The organism is Vibrio jasicida CAIM 1864 = LMG 25398 (genome assembly GCF_000400365.1).
GTDB classification, from domain to species: domain Bacteria; phylum Pseudomonadota; class Gammaproteobacteria; order Enterobacterales; family Vibrionaceae; genus Vibrio; species Vibrio jasicida.
The window spans coordinates 273,125-289,808 of sequence record NZ_BAOG01000003.1; the positions used below are offsets into that span (position 1 = coordinate 273,125).

Annotated in this window: 12 protein-coding genes; 4 read left to right on the plus strand and 8 right to left on the minus strand. The window is 45.1% G+C overall.

Annotated features, from left to right (window positions below; all coding sequences use genetic code 11):
- Positions 1-8 precede the first annotated feature (8 nt).
- Genes VJL_RS01250 through VJL_RS01260 form a run of 3 tightly spaced genes read right to left on the minus strand, consistent with a single transcriptional unit; the run spans position 9 to position 4,760 of the window.
- Positions 9-1,100: a porin gene (locus tag VJL_RS01250; protein ID WP_038874952.1), complete on the minus strand. Its 1,092-nt coding sequence runs from the start codon at positions 1,098-1,100 to the stop codon at positions 9-11.
- Between the two features lies 1 nt (position 1,101).
- Entirely contained in the window at positions 1,102-1,581 is a 480-nt protein-coding gene (locus tag VJL_RS01255; RefSeq protein ID WP_038872766.1) for a hypothetical protein, read from the minus strand.
- A gap of 17 nt (positions 1,582-1,598) precedes the next feature.
- The gene (locus VJL_RS01260; protein ID WP_038874955.1) at positions 1,599-4,760 is read right to left on the minus strand and encodes a response regulator; all 3,162 of its coding nucleotides are present in this window, start codon (positions 4,758-4,760) and stop codon (positions 1,599-1,601) included.
- Positions 4,761-5,215: 455 nt separating this feature from the next.
- On the opposite strand from VJL_RS01260, the gene VJL_RS01265 reads away from it, so the two are divergent.
- Positions 5,216-6,751, plus strand: coding sequence for a diguanylate cyclase (locus VJL_RS01265; protein WP_038874958.1), 1,536 nt, complete (start codon positions 5,216-5,218; stop codon positions 6,749-6,751).
- Positions 6,752-6,807: 56 nt separating this feature from the next.
- Here the strand turns inward: VJL_RS01265 and VJL_RS01270 are convergent, their stop codons facing one another.
- Positions 6,808-7,239, minus strand: a complete 432-nt coding sequence (locus VJL_RS01270; protein ID WP_038874959.1) for a hypothetical protein — start codon at positions 7,237-7,239, stop codon at positions 6,808-6,810.
- A gap of 252 nt (positions 7,240-7,491) precedes the next feature.
- Between VJL_RS01270 and VJL_RS01275 the strand changes: the two genes are divergently transcribed.
- Positions 7,492-7,707 (plus strand): DUF6434 domain-containing protein, encoded by a 216-nt coding sequence (locus tag VJL_RS01275; RefSeq protein ID WP_038874961.1) that lies wholly within the window; start codon positions 7,492-7,494, stop codon positions 7,705-7,707.
- Positions 7,708-7,766: 59 nt separating this feature from the next.
- A complete protein-coding gene (locus VJL_RS01280; protein WP_038874963.1) occupies positions 7,767-8,429 on the plus strand; it encodes a DNA alkylation repair protein in 663 nt (220 codons plus the stop codon).
- A gap of 89 nt (positions 8,430-8,518) precedes the next feature.
- On the opposite strand, the gene VJL_RS01285 is transcribed toward VJL_RS01280, so the two are convergent.
- Positions 8,519-12,919, minus strand: a complete 4,401-nt coding sequence (locus tag VJL_RS01285; RefSeq protein ID WP_038874965.1) for an SslE/AcfD family lipoprotein zinc metalloprotease — start codon at positions 12,917-12,919, stop codon at positions 8,519-8,521.
- A 313-nt stretch (positions 12,920-13,232) separates the two neighbouring features.
- On the opposite strand from VJL_RS01285, the gene VJL_RS01290 reads away from it, so the two are divergent.
- A complete protein-coding gene (locus VJL_RS01290) occupies positions 13,233-13,622 on the plus strand; it encodes an ATP-binding protein (RefSeq protein ID WP_038872641.1) in 390 nt (129 codons plus the stop codon).
- A gap of 19 nt (positions 13,623-13,641) precedes the next feature.
- Here VJL_RS01290 and VJL_RS01295 read toward each other — a convergent pair whose 3' ends face one another.
- Genes VJL_RS01295 through VJL_RS01305 form a run of 3 tightly spaced genes read right to left on the minus strand, consistent with a single transcriptional unit; the run spans position 13,642 to position 16,598 of the window.
- Positions 13,642-14,280 (minus strand): sugar transferase, encoded by a 639-nt coding sequence (locus tag VJL_RS01295; protein ID WP_038875097.1) that lies wholly within the window; start codon positions 14,278-14,280, stop codon positions 13,642-13,644.
- A gap of 10 nt (positions 14,281-14,290) precedes the next feature.
- On the minus strand, positions 14,291-15,484 hold the full coding sequence (locus VJL_RS01300; protein ID WP_038874968.1) for a glycosyltransferase family 2 protein: 1,194 nt from the start codon (positions 15,482-15,484) through the stop codon (positions 14,291-14,293).
- Positions 15,477-16,598, minus strand: coding sequence for a glycosyltransferase (locus VJL_RS01305; protein WP_038874970.1), 1,122 nt, complete (start codon positions 16,596-16,598; stop codon positions 15,477-15,479). Before VJL_RS01305 ends, VJL_RS01300 begins: the two co-directional genes overlap by 8 nt.
- Positions 16,599-16,684: the final 86 nt, after the last annotated feature.

Here is a 16,684-nt window from a genome sequence, read left to right on the forward strand (position 1 = left end):
GACTAAGGTTAGAAGACGAAGTTAACCATGATGGTGTAAAGATTGGCTTCATCTTCCGGTGGTGTGTTAACAAACGCACCAGAGGCATTGCGATAAGCGTTGAAGTGTTGCCACTCTGCATTGAGTGAAATGTTGTAATGAACATCGTATCTCACACCGAACAGGTAACTGTCACCGACACGATGTTCGTGGTCATCAAACTGTTGGCCGTAAGTCACGTATGGTGTGAATCTGTTGAGATTATATGTCCCTTGAACGTACCAGGCAGAAGCGATGTCGTTGGTTTGGCCCTCAACGGTTAACGTTAGCGCATCAAACTCGTATTCTGCCCCAAGAGAAAACAGCTTGATGCTTTGGTCTTTAGCGTTCAGAGTTTGATCTGGCACTTGCACTACACCAACCCCTGGGATATTCGTAGTGAGGTTGGTAAGTCTCGTCTCTTGGTCGTAGTTGGAGTCTAAATAGGTAAAGTTCCAACGGTAGTAATCACCACTCAGAATGAAGTTAACGCCGTACATTTCATTGGTCTTGAACGTCAATTCGGTATTGGCGTTAAAGTCGACCGTGCTCTCATCATGGAAACCGATGAAAGGTGTCGTGGTTAACGTCATGCTGTCGTTCAAGTCGTAATTCCAAAGCACCGACAAACCATTGTAAGCGGTGATGCCTAAGATGCTGTCGTAAACCTCATTTGGTGGGCGAGCAGGGGTAAAGGCATGTCCCACGTAGTAGTACTCCGAAGCGAGAAAGACAGGCATTCTTAAGCGGCCACCTCGAAACTCAACGTTTCCATAGGTGTACGCCAAGTATGCCCATTCTAATTGCGGCTCACTCCAATGATCTTGTGGACGTTTCACCACTTGTGCAGAAGCTTTGAAAGCATCGTAAAAGAAGTCGAGTTGCACACCAAACGTTGTATCACAGTCGTAACAGTTTTCGTCATCGATAAAGCGATTGACCAGCAGTGGTGTTTCGTTATCGGATGTCGCCCACGAGGTTGAACCAAATCCGCTGAGTGATAAATTATCGGTAATTTCTATGGTTGCGAAGCTCGGAAAAGCCAGACCACTTAGTGCAATTGCGATGAGTGATTTCTTCATATTATTTCTCCGAACTGACTACGTAGAGGATTTGTGCATTAGAAGGCAGACTACTCACCGGTGCGTAACCTATGCGATTAGGTTTTTCTTTCATCCATTCCAATAGAGCGTTCATATCTGAACTATCAATGACTTTAGGCGGACGTGCTTTGCCAGAAAAAGACAAACTCGCCCAATGCGCATTCATCTGTGCGACGTTCTTGTTAAGTAAATAGCGATAAAACTCAGAGCGCTCTGACGATGTGTCTGGCCAGTCTGACAGTTCAATTCGTTTCCCTTGTAAGCGTTTGGTTTTTCCACGGTAGAGTTTTCTCGCTTTGGTAATATTTAATTCACTAAACTCTGAGTCGAGAGAGAATATGGCGTATTGATCCGCGGCTAGAGCCTCGCTATCGAACGACATGAGCAACGCGAAGGCAATCAGCGCAGTCGTCAATCCTCTCGCCATGCTGTTTTTGGAAATAAAGAAATCGGTATGCATATCCATCAACCTTTTCGTTAAATCACGCTTTCAATTTGATGAAGAAGTTTCTCTTTCCGCACCGGTTTCGGTACATAGGCATCCATACCTGAGTCATAGCAACGTTGAATATCGTCATCCACAACACTGGCGGTTAATGCAATGATCGGTGTTTTCGGTAGACCAGAGTTTCTTTCATATGCTCGGATTTCTTTGGTCGCTTGGAAGCCATCCATCACCGGCATCATGCAGTCCATTAAAATGATGTCAAAGCCATTATCTTGTTGGAACATATCCACGGCAATTTGACCATTTTCTGCAATCTCAAACTCATAACCAGCTTTACTTAACAACAATGACGCTACTTTTTGGTTTACGGTATTATCTTCAACTAACAGAATACGCTCGGAGCGACTCGGTAGGATCGTGATTGAAGGCTCTTCTTTTGGATCTGCTGCTTGATGGTTATCCACATGACTAACTGGGGCTGGACTGATGTTGTTAATCGTAGCGTCGACAACTGGTACGTTAGCAGCTTTTGCCAGTTTCTCTTTCAACACATTCGCTTTGAACGGTTTCGGGACGTAGTCGTCCATACCAACATCAAAACACTTCTGAATATCGTCATCCACCACACTCGCGGTTAAGGCGATAATAGGGATGCGGTAGTTGCGGTTTTCATCTTGCTCGATCTGACGAATTTTCTCTGTCGCTTCAAAGCCATCCATGACAGGCATCATGCAGTCCATTAAGATCAATGCGTATTGGCTCTTTTTGAACATTTCAACGGCTTCGGCACCATTTGCAGCTAAATCGAAAGGGAAGCCCGCTTTGGTCACGTGCAATCCAGCAATTTTTTGGTTTACTGTATTGTCATCAACCACCAATATTTTAGCTCTGGTATTCGCGACACTGGTTACGGCTAGTTGTGCTTTTTGGGTGAATTTTGCTTCGCAGCTTTCAAGTGCTTTCACTAAACGTTGACCAAGCAGCGGTTGAGTAATGATGGCACTCACGCTCTGACCGAAGTCAAATTGACCGCTATGTAAATGCTTCACTAAACACAGACGAACATTCTGTGTTTCCAGTCTGTGGAAGATGTCTTCATTGGCTTTGGCTGCATTAGGACGAGTCTCGGCATAGATCACAACCACCTGTTCTTTGTCATTGATCCATGTCGGTAGCTCATCTAATGACGTTACGGATTGATGCATCGCGATGCGATAGAAATTAAGCTCATCACGTAGGGTACTTTCCATATTCGGGTCGTCACAAACCAACCAAATCTGACTGTTATGAGCGGTATGTTTTGAGTCAAAATCTAGTTGGACTACGGAAGAAGTCAGTTGGAAGAAGAAGCGGCTCCCTTGGCCTTTCTCAGATTCCAATTGGATCTTTCCACCCATCAGCTCTACCAGTTGCGTGCTGATCGCTAAGCCAAGCCCAGTGCCTCCAAATTGGCGCGTTGTAGAGTCGTCTTCTTGTGCGAAGGGTTCGAATATCTTTTTCTGCTGTTGTTCATCAATACCGATGCCGGAATCTTGCACTGAAAACTCCATTATCGCGTAAGAACCCGACACGGAATGGGTTGATACCGACAGGCACACAGTGCCACTTTCGGTAAACTTCACCGCATTAGACATAAAGTTCATGATCACTTGGCGTAAACGGTGATCATCAATCATCAAGCGGAATGGAGTATTACGGCTAATGTTTACCTTAAGGTCGATGCCTTTTTCTTTGGCTTTTGGAGAAACAATAGAAGCAATGTCGTAGATAGATTCACGCACACAGGTTGAATGTGGACTGATAAGCAACATGCCCGATTCAATTTTTGAGAAGTCTAGAATGTCGTTAATCAAGCTCAACAGTAGTTGCGATGAAGTCTCGATAGTATCCACATAGTCGCGTTGCGTGGCAGTGAGGGAGGTATCAGACAACACTTCTGATATACCGATCACTCCATTAAGTGGTGTGCGAATTTCATGCGACATGTTGGCCAAAAAGCTGCTTTTTGCTTTGCTGGCTTTAATCGCGTCGTCTTTCGCACGCTCCGCATCCTCTTTTGCTTGGGTTAATTTCACTTTTGCTTGTTCGCGTTCGTAACTCAGGCGCTCTACTTCCTGAGCGAACTTGCTCAACTCGTCTTTGCCTTTGACTAATTCTGCGAGCGGCGACTCTTCGCTGTAGCTGTCGCGGCGTAAAAACTCGAGAACAAGGTTTAGGTTGCCTGTCACTTTACGTACTAAACGTATTGCGAGGCTGATGACCAAAATGGTGATTAACGACATCACGCCGATGAACATGAGTCGCTGTTGGTTGGCAATGGAGATGGCATGATCAACGTCAGCATTAAGTTGGTCAGTCATTTTATTATCGACATTTTGTAGCAGTTCGAGACGGCCGTTTAGAGCAGTCAAACCCGTCGCGACTTCTTGGGGAGGTAGGGTACTCAACTCTTGTTCACTGAACAGATAAGCACGGAATTCTTGGCTAAGAACGAATACTTGATTTGTGAAGGTTTCGATTAACAACTCAACTTGTTGTTGATTAGCATTAAGGGTTACAAAGCGCTCTAAGAACAGTTGTTGATTTTTGACTAAGGATTCAATCTCGCTACCGATGTCTGTGTCGTAGTACTGGTTTTGTTCAACGGAATAAATTAGGTACTGGCTTAAACGGTTTTCTTCTTTCGACCAGAACATTAGCCACTCAATTTGCATTAAAGCAGACAGATGGTTTTGGATTTCAACCGTGGCATTGTTAAAAGGGACTTTTTCTAAAGCCAAAAGAATCTGTTTGTAAGTGTCGGCGCGCCATTCAGCTAAGTCTAGACGCTCATCCATGTCTGTACTGGTCGCGAGAGACAAACTTGCTTCTTCTAGGCTTGACAATAAGTCCGCCATTTCAACGCCTTTATCGGCAAAAATGAGAGTGGCGGTGGCATTGAGTTTCTCAGTTGTACCTTTGATCATCACCGCTTTATCGGTTACGTCTGGATTGCTAGGCAGGTTGTAAAGATACGAAACCTGATCCATGTAGTCAGAGAACAAATGTGCTCTTTCAAGATCTTGAGCCTGAGTCGACAACCTAACGACTTGCTGTCCCGCCAGAAAGAGCAACAAAACGATGGGTAAGAAAACTAAGCAAAACAGCTTGTGTTTTACGGAGAGGTTATTCCATGAAAGCGATCCAGCCACAGTGCACGTCCATATCCAAGAGATTGATATGAAAAGTGTAGTTTATGTATCTCATTTGTTAGAAATGGTGTAGAAAAATTCATACTGATACTATCCAAAAAGTGTGACTCTTGCGACAAAGGTGCAGTTTGTTAAGAGGATATGATTTCAAAAATATCAATAACTCCCTTCCTATTAGATTTATATTGTTTATTTAAAGTAATGAAACGTATCGATAAAAACCATTTGTTGTACATGGAAAATGTTTTGTCGTAACTCGGGAGAAAGTTGCTGTTTCGATATACAGGGGTAGGTATAATTTGTTTGCTTTCTTGCTAATGAGAATGCCAAACGTCAGCGCTTGCATTTTGTGTAATCTGTACTCTGATTACAGCTAAAGGGCGCAAATAAGACGTGTCATCCATCGATTAGAATACGTATTTTAAATACGACAATGTCACAACAACAATTAAGTCATGAATGTATCTCGAAGTCTTCAAAGCGTAACGCTCCGCTACACCGTCCCAATTGTCTTTATCGCTTTATTTACCAACTTTACCTATTGGGCCTACCAACAAGTCGATGAAGCAAAGAGTCTTGCTCGCTACCACGTGAAATCGGCTGAAGTAAACTTAGGAACCATCGTTGGTGGATATCGTGATTTGTTGCGGGCTATGAGCAATGATGAGCATTTCACCGAATCAGAATTGTCGCTGAAAGAGCGAGCCTCTCGCGCTGTGTCTTATAAAGAAGCGTTTGAATTGGCAGGGATCGGGTTCAGTGATGGCGTTGGGAATATGGTCAGCACGCACAATAACAAAGTCCATTCCATCGCACATCGAGACTATTTTCATCAAGTAATCCGAACCCAAAAGACCGTCATGACCGATGTACTTACAGACATCAGTAATGGCAACATTGTGTATGTCCTATGCCGTCCAATGTTTGACTTGTTAGGGGATTTGCAGGGGACCATTTCAGCATCGATTCACTTTAGTGAGATTCAACATGCGTTAAAAACGGACAACGAAGATGATATTTATAGTGTCTTATTGGATGATGAGCTGAATGTCATTAGTCATTCCAGAGATGCACAATATGTTGGTGTCAATCTGTTCAATTATGGTTATGAAAAACTCTTCGATCGGGAAGCCAATTTACACGCTTTATCGAATTCTTCTTCCGGTGGTTTCTTCACTTATTCTTCGCCATTTGATCTGTCATACATTGAGTTCCGCAAGATCGAGGACACGCCTTGGATTTTACTTTCAAAAGCCAAGTTCAGCAGCTTACTCGGTGAAGGGACGACGATGTTTGGTGTTAACGTCTTGCTTATCATCGCGATTTATCTTGTGATAACACGATTGATGGGTAAACAAGTCGTTGGATTAACGCAGCCTCTAGACCGATTCTTAGAAGAGAGCCAAGTGGTTCTCAATGACAGTTCTATGGAGCTGAAAGAGCATTTTGAGTTGGTATTACAAGCTAGTCGTAATGGTGTTTTTTGTTCTCGTAGTGGCTTATTAACACGAGAATATTTTTTGCGTGGGGCTGAAAAGTCGTTGTCTCTTAGTAATACGCCCAAAGCTTGTATCTTCTTTGATATGGATAACCTCAAGTACATCAACGATACATACGGTCACTTAGCGGGCGATAAAGTTATCGCTCTGTTTGTGGCGGTGTTGAGAGAGAGTTTTGGCCACAAGCGCGACATCATAGGCCGATTTGGTGGTGATGAGTTTGTGGTGTTAACGCAAGAGTTTCGAACTAAGCGTGAATTAGAGCTAAAGCTAGACAAGTTCCTCGCTAAATTGCAAAGTACGGCGGATCGTTTAGGCATTGATATCAGTTTAACCGCGTCAATTGGGGTTGTTCTCACAGAGGGCGTGGGGCGCGATATTGATATTCTGCTGCACTGTTCCGATATGGCGGTGTACAGAGCGAAGCAGTTGGGTAAAGGGCGTTACGCGTTTTATCATACTTCGATGGTAGAAGTGCCGATATTCAGTTAGCAAAAGGGAGGTGTGAAGCCTCCCTTTTTTATTGTGTCTCAGCCGCTGGTGGTGAGTTAAGCCGTAACCGCTTGAGGCTGTTTTCTCAACACATAGATGTCATGATCTCGCAATAGGTAGAGAGCGAAACACGCAGCAAGCATCGGCCACGCCGCGAAGAATAATAGGTTGTTGAACGGGTCTAGGTACTTCGCAAACGAAGAGAAAGTCGAGCCAGCGTGTAATACCAGAATCGCAAGATAAGTCAGGTTCTTCCAAAGTCCAGCCACAAAAATCCCGATGAACACCAACTGGGCAATACCTAACGCGACAGAAAATCCACTCGATATATCTAAACCATAAAAGCCAGAGAACACTTTCATTGCATGCTCTGGTACCAGCACTTTATCTAGCGCCCACATGATAAATACCAACGCGATACTTAAGCGAAGTGCTAACAGCCCTAATCCCAATTGACATTGAAGCTTTGGTTGGAGCGTTTCTTTCATTTTCATTCCTTTATTGAGTAGTGAAGGTTCCTAATGGCAGACCGACTCTTTCTTAAACTGATTACAACGAGATATGTAAATATTCGTGTCCCGTTCCAATTTGGATTCTCGTCAGCACAATACATAAACCACGGAAATATGACTGAATTGGCAAAAATGAAGTATTCGAGGACTCAAGGTGGATGTGGCTGATAGAAGATGTCACTCTTTCTTTGAGCAAGGAGTCGCTACAAAGCATATAGGGAGAGACATGTGAGCAAAGTGGATTGGCATAAAAATACAATTGAAGACAACACGTTAATTACGTCTTCCTATAAGAGCACTCAAAATGTACGTCGTTACTTCAAGTCCAAATGTGGAGACGGTTTCAAGTTTGACCGCAGCTTTATGCAGTGGATGAACGACGCAGAAGGAACAAGCATGGGTGATGCCGCACAAGAGTGGTTACGCAGACAGCAAGCAAAATAGTTCACCAATAAAGTGATTCACGCTAAACGTATCGAAATGGAAGAACAGAAAGAAAAACAATGAGTATTGTAGAAACGTTAACTCAAAAGTTAAGTGAGATTGGGTACCCAGAGAAGCGAGTGCGCACCGGCTTGGTGAGGGCGATCTCTGCCGATGGTTTTCGAAGTTTAGACACAAAGCAAGCAGACTTCGTTTTTGAGCAGTGTGAAACATTGCTGGCAGAGCGTGATTGGGCATTAAGCGTGATTGCGTTTGACTGGGCGTTCAGATTGAAAAAGCATTATGACGCCGCCACGTACGATCGATTCGAATCTTGGCTTTATCAATACATTACCGATTGGAATGATTGTGATGATTTTTGCACCCATGCACTCGGTGCGCTTATTGCTCAAGACAACAGCCTGTTTATTCGCACATTGGAGTGGGTTAAGAGTGATAACTTTGCCGTGAGGCGTGCAGCCGCAGTGACGCTTATCTATCCGATCAATAAAGGCCTGTATAAAGGGACTGAGCCTTTTCACATAGCTGATTTGTTGCTCGAAGATGATCATTATTTAGTGCAAAAAGGCTATGGCTGGATGCTCAAAGTGCTGGCGCAAAAAGAACCGGAGCGAGTGGTGGACTACTTGAAACGTCACCATAACAAGATGCCGAGAACGGCGTTTCGATATGCGATAGAAAAGTTGGATAAGCAAACTAAGCGAGAGCTGATGGCCTTGTAGCTTCCCTCTTCGACACTTCGCCAAAGCAAGCAGAGTGATACAAAAAAGCCGACAGAATTGAATTCTGTCGGCTTTTATCGTCTTACGGGTTACTTAACAGACAAATACTCAGAAGGAGACTTATCTGGTTTCGGTAAATCCATCGTCGCAACCGCGTTGAAACCGGCAGGCGTTAAACCACCAGAGTAATCAACCGTGCCATTTGGCAGGTTAGCTTTGGTTTCTGATGGGTTCCACATACGGAAGTAATCTGTCAGATCATATCCGGTCAGGTATGAGGTACATGCCATCATGAGATCGCCTTGGCTTAACTGGCTGCTTTGCGCAGAACAGTAGTTAATGCCTTGGTCGCCAATACTGTCACCACGTGCTTTACGGTGTGCGAGTTTAAAGAAGTTCCAGCCTTGGTCTTCACCAAAGATGCTCGGCTTCTCTGCTTGATTCGCATACCAATCATCGATGTTGAAATGGTCTTCTGCCCAAAGCTTTAACTGGCCGAACATCGCTAAGCGCATGCCGACATCCGCTTCACTCCAAGCATGCCCTTCATAGCGATCGAGCCATAAAGGTGACTTGGATAGATCACTCGCAATGCGGTCCATGTATGGCTTTGATTCATGCTGTTCTTGCATGTAAAGGGCAAGAATGTTGTTGGTGACCTCAGTAGAGCCTGCCATCATAAACGGTGCTGAAGCAAGGTTGTGTCCGACTTCATGCCATAGTAACCAGTCATTGGTTGGGTTTGATGGCACGACAGTCCATGTAGGCCAGTAGCTGTTACTTTGAACTGGGTAGCCTGAGTGCGCCGCACCAATCGAGATTTGCACATCATTCACGAAGCGATGTCGGTTGGCGAGCAGGGCATCGTAAGTAAATCGACGGTGTTTTCCTTCTGCCGTGACTTGATCACGTCCGTAAAAATCACTCGCATGGTTCGCGAATGCGTTCAGTTCATCTGCAAACTTAGGTATGTCTGTGTCCAGTACGTTTTTCACTGGTGTCGTGTAGACGAAATGACCTGAATCGATTTCTGCCAATGGCACGTCAGTGTTGATTGGGTTTAGCCAAGCACCGTCTTTCCACCAAGACGCACGAAGCACACCAGTGAAGTTAAACGTCACAACGTCACGAGAATCCACTTCTAACGGTTGAATGTAAATCAAACCACCGTAAGGTACTTTGAAGCTCAAAGACGAACCATCATATTTGAAGGTCTTTTGCACGCGTGGCGGGCGTTTCAAGCTCAGTTCGTGGTTTGCACGGCCTGTTAAGTCATCAACCAATGCAACATTGATAGACGCTTTTACACCTCCAGAGATGGTGACTTCTTCAAGTTGCGGCGCCCACAAGCCCGTCGATTGCATGCTGCCTGCCGTACCAATCACGGTTTTGTTGTCGGTATGAATCGCAACGCTCGCTGCACTGCCTGATTGAGCAGGGCGACCCGGGTAGCCAGTCGTATCGACACTGATCTCTAAATCCCAGTAAGAGCGACCCAACATCATGCGTGTTAACGGCTTTTCCATCCAGTTCAGAGGGTAAGATGGGTTCAGCTCGCCTGATTCGGTAATCATTGACCATTTAGCAAGTTGCTCTCGTGTATCTTGACCACAAACGTTGCCGCCTTGATGTGCGTTGCTCGTGTAGCAGTTCAGCATTTCGACCGCACGTTCGAAGCCAAGCTCATCTTGTACGTTTGGATTGAATTCGTATTGCTCGTCATTCCATAGCCAAACGGATAGGTTATCGTAGGTTGAAGTTAGCTCAGCTTGCGACAAGCGTTCACCAATTTCTCCTTTACTGCGGTAGTAAAGCTCGTGAGAAAGTAAGCGATCAATATTGGCACCTAAGTTCGCCGCTTTTACCATGCTATCGACGACTTCAGGGCTCATTTCGTAACGAGTAAAGTCTGGGCGATGGTGGTTACCACGGCTAGGAATGCCATGACCCTCTCGCACTTCAATACAGTTTACTTCGTATTGGTAATTGTCTTTACAAACCGGAACGCCAGGAAACTCGCGTTGAAGTTCTGCGATTGCTGCTTGTTTCTCTTGTTCAGACTTCACCATGTGGAATGCAAAGCGTTGATGCTCTTGTCCATCAATGGAGACGTTGTATAGCGGTATCTCAAGGGTAGGCATGTCGATATTGCCCGGCCATGTCACCGTACCGTTGTCATTAATCTCAATCTTAGTCGTGTCTGCATAACGTTCATAAACCACTAGGTCGTGCTCTGCGACCGTATGCAAGTTAGGTACGTTCGGACCTGATGTGCTGTGACACCAATAGCTGTCCGTACACAGAGACTGGAATGTCTTGGCAACGTTCGCTCCACCAACAGAAACGCCTGCCGCATCCGCTAAACGAGCAATCGGCTCTGGGCTACTCTCTTCTAAAGCATCAAAGAAGATGATGCTACCGCCGTTGTTTACGTATTCGATCAGCGCTGTGACGTCGTCTGCGTCCAACTTAGGTTGGTTGATGTCGGACACGACGGATTTTGTCGCGTAGCCATCAGTTTTGATTTCGTAAGACTGAAGCAAAAGCAGTGGTGTAGAGGTTGGATCTAATGAATCAAACTGGCCGCTGCTTAATACGTCCATTTCACCCAATTTATAGCTTGGGTTGACAAAGAAATCGTAGATTTGACCTTCTTTGCGATCCCAGCGGAATGCGTGACCTTTGTTGATGTTGGTGGCAATCGCGACAGATTCTTGCGTTGTATTTGGCACTAGCCAATCGATCAAGTTACTGAACATGATTAGCATGCTGCCGTGGTCGGTACGAGTATCCGTATCTTGCGCTTCTTGGTTGTGAGGCGTGCTGTAACGACATTGCTGCGCTTCGCTGTCGATGCCCAGATCTGCGCCTGCCCAGTAGTTTTCTGGACAAGAGAAGATAGAGGTGTACATCGCGTTACCCAAGAACACCACTTTACCCGAACCAATCATACCTGCCGTCATGGTTGGTAGATTAAAAGTCGCGGTTTGTTTGGAAATTACTTCTGGGCGCTGCATAACCACCGTTGAGTTTTCATCAATGGTTGTGGCATCCACAATGTAGGCTTTTTGATCTTTGCCTGAACCACGAGTCCATGCTGCTTCTTCACCAAACGGGAGCCAGTAGCTGTTGTCGTTACGTGGCATAAGAACAGGGAAGGCTTCATTAGTTAGGTTGAAGTTACGCATTGCTCGTGTGTAACCAGAGCCGCCCCAACCATGGTTATCATGGAAGATGTGCACGCTATCCACACCAGCATAAATCTGATGCAGAGACTGCGTGACATAATTACTACCAGAAGCACGAATCGTACTCAGCATAGGCGCAGTAAAGCCTGACCATTGAGGCGTTTGCTTTAGTTGCCCATCAATGATTTGTGTTAAACCTTGGCTGAATTGCGCTTCGAACTCATTGGGTGTTGTGAAGTTCGTGCCTTCAATTTTTGCACCGTTAGGTAGGCTCAAATTGATCAGCTCGTTAATAACGTTCGGGTATTGTGCGAACACCTGACGAACGGTATCGCTGATCTCAATGTGGTTGCCAGAAGACACACCATAACGATGAACGAACGCATCAAGGTTCTGTTTCACCAATGGGTTGTCGCTTAAATCTGCAAGTTGGTAATTGACCTTATTGCCTTTCACTTGGCCTAGAGTGAAGGTGTCGATACCAAAGATCAGGTTCTCACCCCAAAGGTATTCAAATTCACCGTTGGCATTCGTGATTCCGCGTGCGGATTGGCTGAAGAACTCGACGCCAGCAAGCGCATTTCCTTGCGAGTCGGTCAAGCGGCTTTTGGTCAACGGTTTGTTGGCAGCACTTGGTTTGTATTCGTAAGTCGCCTCTGCATTGGCAGACACAAACGACCCCGTTAAGTTGTTGCTTGCGCCCGGAGTGACTTCTGGTTGAAGTTCTGGGTCAACGTGCGCGCTTGGCTGCTCACCTTCGTTTGCGACACTTGGATTGAGAAACGCATCAATCGCCGCTTGATCGTCGCTCTCGTACAAGTCTTGGATGTCATAGCTGTTGATTTCATCCAAACACACTTGTGCGTCCTGAGTAGGGCACGTGTCGATCTTGTTTAACAGCTTAGTGGCGTTGTTTGCGTGTTGGCCGAGTACGTCTTTTAGGTCATAGGCTTGCGTTAATTCAGCTGGCTGTGAACCCATACGAGTTCGTTCTGGGATCTGATAACTGAACTCACCTAAAGTTACACCACCAAATTGACAATCAAAATGGCCTTCTGAAGCTGCGTAGGTGAAGTAACCAGACTCACTGATGTCTTGCCCATCACATTGAATATCGCCAGTGATCTGTTTACCGTTAATGAACAGCTTACCTTGGTAGGTCGTTACGCCAATATCTGGTTGTTCAGGTGGTAAATCTGGTTCGACCGTTGGAGGTGTGGTGCTTGTTGAGTGTTTGTTTTCATCGCCTCCGCAGCCAAACAGCAGCGAAGCGACAAGGATTGAAAGAAGACTTCTTTTCAAAGACTAAACCCTTATGAAATGCCATCGAACAATGGATGGAGTATTGGTTGAGAGTGACTTTATTTAAAAGCTCAAAGTTTTTGGTTGATACTAAGTAAGTCGTTAAGTATTAGTGATTTTTTTGAGCTCAATAAACGCGCGCGCATTCTAGATTTAAATGCGACTGGAGGGAACATAAATTAATGCTTGAGCTCAATTATTTACGCTTATGAGAGCAAGGTTACGAAGACGAACGATCCTAGTGGCTGCTTTCCCTTTCATTTCCTCAAAAATAGCGTACAGTTTGCTGGTTTTTCACTAAAATCCTTCCATTATGTCTAATGCAAAACTCCTTCTTGTTCGTGGCTTGCCGGGCTCTGGCAAGACAACGCTGGCCAAGCAATTGTCCAAACAGCTCAAAGCAAAGCATTTTGAAGCTGACATGTATTTTGAGAATGAAAATGGCGAGTATGTTTTTGACGGTACGAAGCTGGCAGAAGCGCATGAATGGTGCTTTCAACAAACGCGCAAGTGGCTAAGTAAAGGTAAGACAGTGATTGTGAGTAACACGTTTGTGCGTCGCTGGGAAATGAAACGCTATGTAAAGTATTGTGAAAAGAAGGGGATTGAAGTGGAAGTTCAGGTCTGTCGCGGTGAGTACTCAAGTGTTCATAATGTACCACCAGCGACGATTGAAAACATGCGTCGCCAGTGGCAAGAGTAACGCTTCTACCTTTGTGAGCTCATTGACCTCGACCGTCGATCATGACGACTAAGGTTTTGCTCATAATGGTAATGTCCATGGAAATCCAAGAATAGAAAGAACTTAAGCTCAGTGCATAACTGTGGTCAAAACCTACCTTGCGACGAACGTCCTCGATGCAAGAATCGTAACCTTGATTCACTTGTGCCAATCCAGTGATGCCTGGTAAAACACCGTATGTTCGTTCGACAAAAAATGGGATTTCGTCTTCCAGTTTTTGATAGAAAGCAGGGCGTTCAGGGCGTGGGCCAATCAGTGACATTTCACCTTTCAATACGTTGAACAATTGTGGTAGTTCATCCAATCGTGTCTTGCGTAAAAAACGGCCAACGGGCGTAATACGTGGATCATTTGCCGATGCCCAAACTGCGCCAGATCGTTGTTCTGCGTCGACATACATGGTGCGAAACTTCATGATTTCGAATAAATCCATTTTTTCTGGTGTGCAGCGTCCAACACGAAGTTGACGATAAATAATAGGGCCACGCGAATCGATGACAATCGCCAAAGCAATCAAAGGCATGATTGGCGCAGTCACGATTAAGACCAATAGCGAAATGAGAACATCGAAAGCTCGCTTAGCTAGGTGAATGTTTGAATCGTAGCGTGATGTCTTCATGATGACTTCCTTATTGATTAATGCGTTTCCAACGCCCATTTTCCATTCCGAGTAGGTAACGCAATCCACCTGCAAAGTTGGCGATATGTCCTACGACCATGTAACTGATTAATTTGAACGGTTTGAATATATTGAAAACCGGAACAAAGTAAGTGATCAGCGCGACGAGATATACCGTTAACTGCCCAAACATTAGAATCTGAAATGCTGGATAGTGATCAAGCAGCAATGAGCTCACCAAGCATAAGATCATCAGATAAGGCGTCGCGAGACGCAGTACCTTTCCCGATAGAAATGCAAATGCGGTGCCACGATAACGGGGAAGCAGCAGCTTTTTTAGCTTTAAGAATTGCTGCATATTCCCGGCAGAAATACGCAGGCGACGTTGGAAGTCCGAACTGTCTGAGCTTTCTTCCAGTTCGATGGCTAACATTTTTGGTTCATAAACGGAGTCATAACCTTGAAGCACAATGCGCATGGGCAAAATGAAGTCGTCATTGATGATCTCAGGCTCTAATGGCGAAAACAGTTTGGTTCTAAACGTATAAAACGCGCCATGAGAACCGATGGTCGATCCAATCAACGACTCTTTGTATTTTACTTGAGATTGATAATGCCAATATGCCGCTTCACCTTCGTTTTGGGTTGTCATGATTTGATAGGTTGCATTAACGACGCCGACGTTTTCATTTTGGTAGTGCTGGCTAGCAAGTAGTAAAGAGTCACACGACACCAGCGCGGAAACGTCACTCAAAGCAGTAATGTCCGAAATGACGTTTTCCATTTCTGCGTTGAGAAGTGCCACTTTACCTCGGTTGATTCGATGATCGTGGATGATGAACAAGGTATCGGCACAAATGGCTTCTTGAATGGTGTCTTGCGCAATATCAGCGGTATTGTCAGAGCACCCGTCACAAGCAATTACCACGGTAAGCTTATTTCTCGGATAATCTAAACTAGCAAGGTTGCGAATTTTCTCTGCTATCCACTGTTCTTCGTTATAAGCGGGAACGATCACCGTAATGGAGGGTAAAGTACCGTCGCTTTTTGACGCTTTATAGTTACCTTCGCCTCGTTTCGAGGAAACTTTACTTGTTCTGCGATGAGCAGATAACCAGTTGAGAATAAGGGGGTAGCCAACGTGGTGGTAAATAATCAGTAGCGCAGATAAAACGAAACCCGCTGTCCAAAGTAAATCACTCATAAGAAGTCTCCCCAGATAAAACAGCATAGCGATTAACCATATCGCGAATATCAAAGTGCTTAAGAATGTGTTTTCGTGGTGAACGAGATTGTCGTGATAAGTAGTTTGTTAACGCTTCCGTGAGCATTGGGACTCGGTTTGGTTCTACCAATGCACTGGTGTGAGGACATAATGTTTCCTTTACCGCGCCGACATTGCTGGCGATACAAGGTACGCCGCATGCTTGTGCTTCCAGTGTTGAAAGTGGAAAACCTTCTTGTAATGATGGCAAGCAAAACACATCGAGGCTTTGATAAAAGCTTGGCATGTCATTGACTAACCCGAGAAACGTCACTCTTTCTTCTAGGCCGAGAGTCCTTACTTGTGCCTCAAGCAAATCTCGCTGGCTGCCACAACCAGCAAGCGCGAGGTGTGTGCTTTCTGGTAATTGCGAAAATGCTTTGATTAGGATTTCTTGTCCTTTGACGGCCTCTAAGCGGCCAGCGGTTCCAATGATAAACTTGTCGGTTGGTAGCGAGAATGTTTGTTTAGCTAACAGCCCATTGCCGTCTTTGAATTTTTCGCAATCGATGCCGTTGTGGATCGTTTTTACTCGTTCATAACCCAAGTTATTGATGATTTGTTCTGCGACAAAATCGGCGTCTGCGACAACCTGAGGACGAAGCAATTTGAGCAGGGCGGTTTGCAATCGTGCGGCTTTTCTGTTGTTAAGATGCCAAGCATCGTGCTCGGTATGGATTAAGGCCTTCACTCCGTGAAGCCGAGCGGCGATGCCTCCGTAGAGAAGAGGCCCGATATGATGGGTATGTACCACATCGGCATGCAGTTGTTTTAATGTCTTCTTCAACGCTTTGAGTGTGACAAGATCCAAACCAGATTGTTTGTTGAGAAAGTGGAGTTGGTCTTGATAGTCTGCTAACTTTTCCCAATGGTTTAGCGCGGTGTACCGGTTTCCCTCTAGACTAATGACAAAAACGGAGTCTTCTGCTTTGGCAAAGCGAAGCATCTCAAGAACCAAGGTTTCTAAGCCTCCAGGTGCGAGATGCTGAACGACATGAACGATCACTTTGCCTTTGCTCTTACTATTACTTTCTCGGGTCTTAACGTTTTCCATTCCTCAGCCCTCGACGTCAGTTGTTATCAGTAATACTGCACAGTGCATGCCAATCATTAAATTCAGTTAAAACATATGGTTAGAGT

What these genes read in the sequence shown, in the direction of transcription:
- VJL_RS01290 (WP_038872641.1), top strand. Translation starts at nt 13,233, where the DNA reads ATGTCTAATGCAAAACTCCTTCTTGTTCGTGGCTTGCCGGGCTCTGGC.
- VJL_RS01295 (WP_038875097.1), bottom strand. Translation starts at nt 14,280, where the DNA reads ATGAAGACATCACGCTACGATTCAAACATTCACCTAGCTAAGCGAGCT.
- VJL_RS01270 (WP_038874959.1), bottom strand. Translation starts at nt 7,239, where the DNA reads ATGAAAGAAACGCTCCAACCAAAGCTTCAATGTCAATTGGGATTAGGG.
- VJL_RS01305 (WP_038874970.1), bottom strand. Translation starts at nt 16,598, where the DNA reads ATGGAAAACGTTAAGACCCGAGAAAGTAATAGTAAGAGCAAAGGCAAA.
- VJL_RS01265 (WP_038874958.1), top strand. Translation starts at nt 5,216, where the DNA reads ATGAATGTATCTCGAAGTCTTCAAAGCGTAACGCTCCGCTACACCGTC.
- VJL_RS01300 (WP_038874968.1), bottom strand. Translation starts at nt 15,484, where the DNA reads ATGAGTGATTTACTTTGGACAGCGGGTTTCGTTTTATCTGCGCTACTG.
- VJL_RS01280 (WP_038874963.1), top strand. Translation starts at nt 7,767, where the DNA reads ATGAGTATTGTAGAAACGTTAACTCAAAAGTTAAGTGAGATTGGGTAC.
- VJL_RS01255 (WP_038872766.1), bottom strand. Translation starts at nt 1,581, where the DNA reads ATGCATACCGATTTCTTTATTTCCAAAAACAGCATGGCGAGAGGATTG.
- VJL_RS01250 (WP_038874952.1), bottom strand. Translation starts at nt 1,100, where the DNA reads ATGAAGAAATCACTCATCGCAATTGCACTAAGTGGTCTGGCTTTTCCG.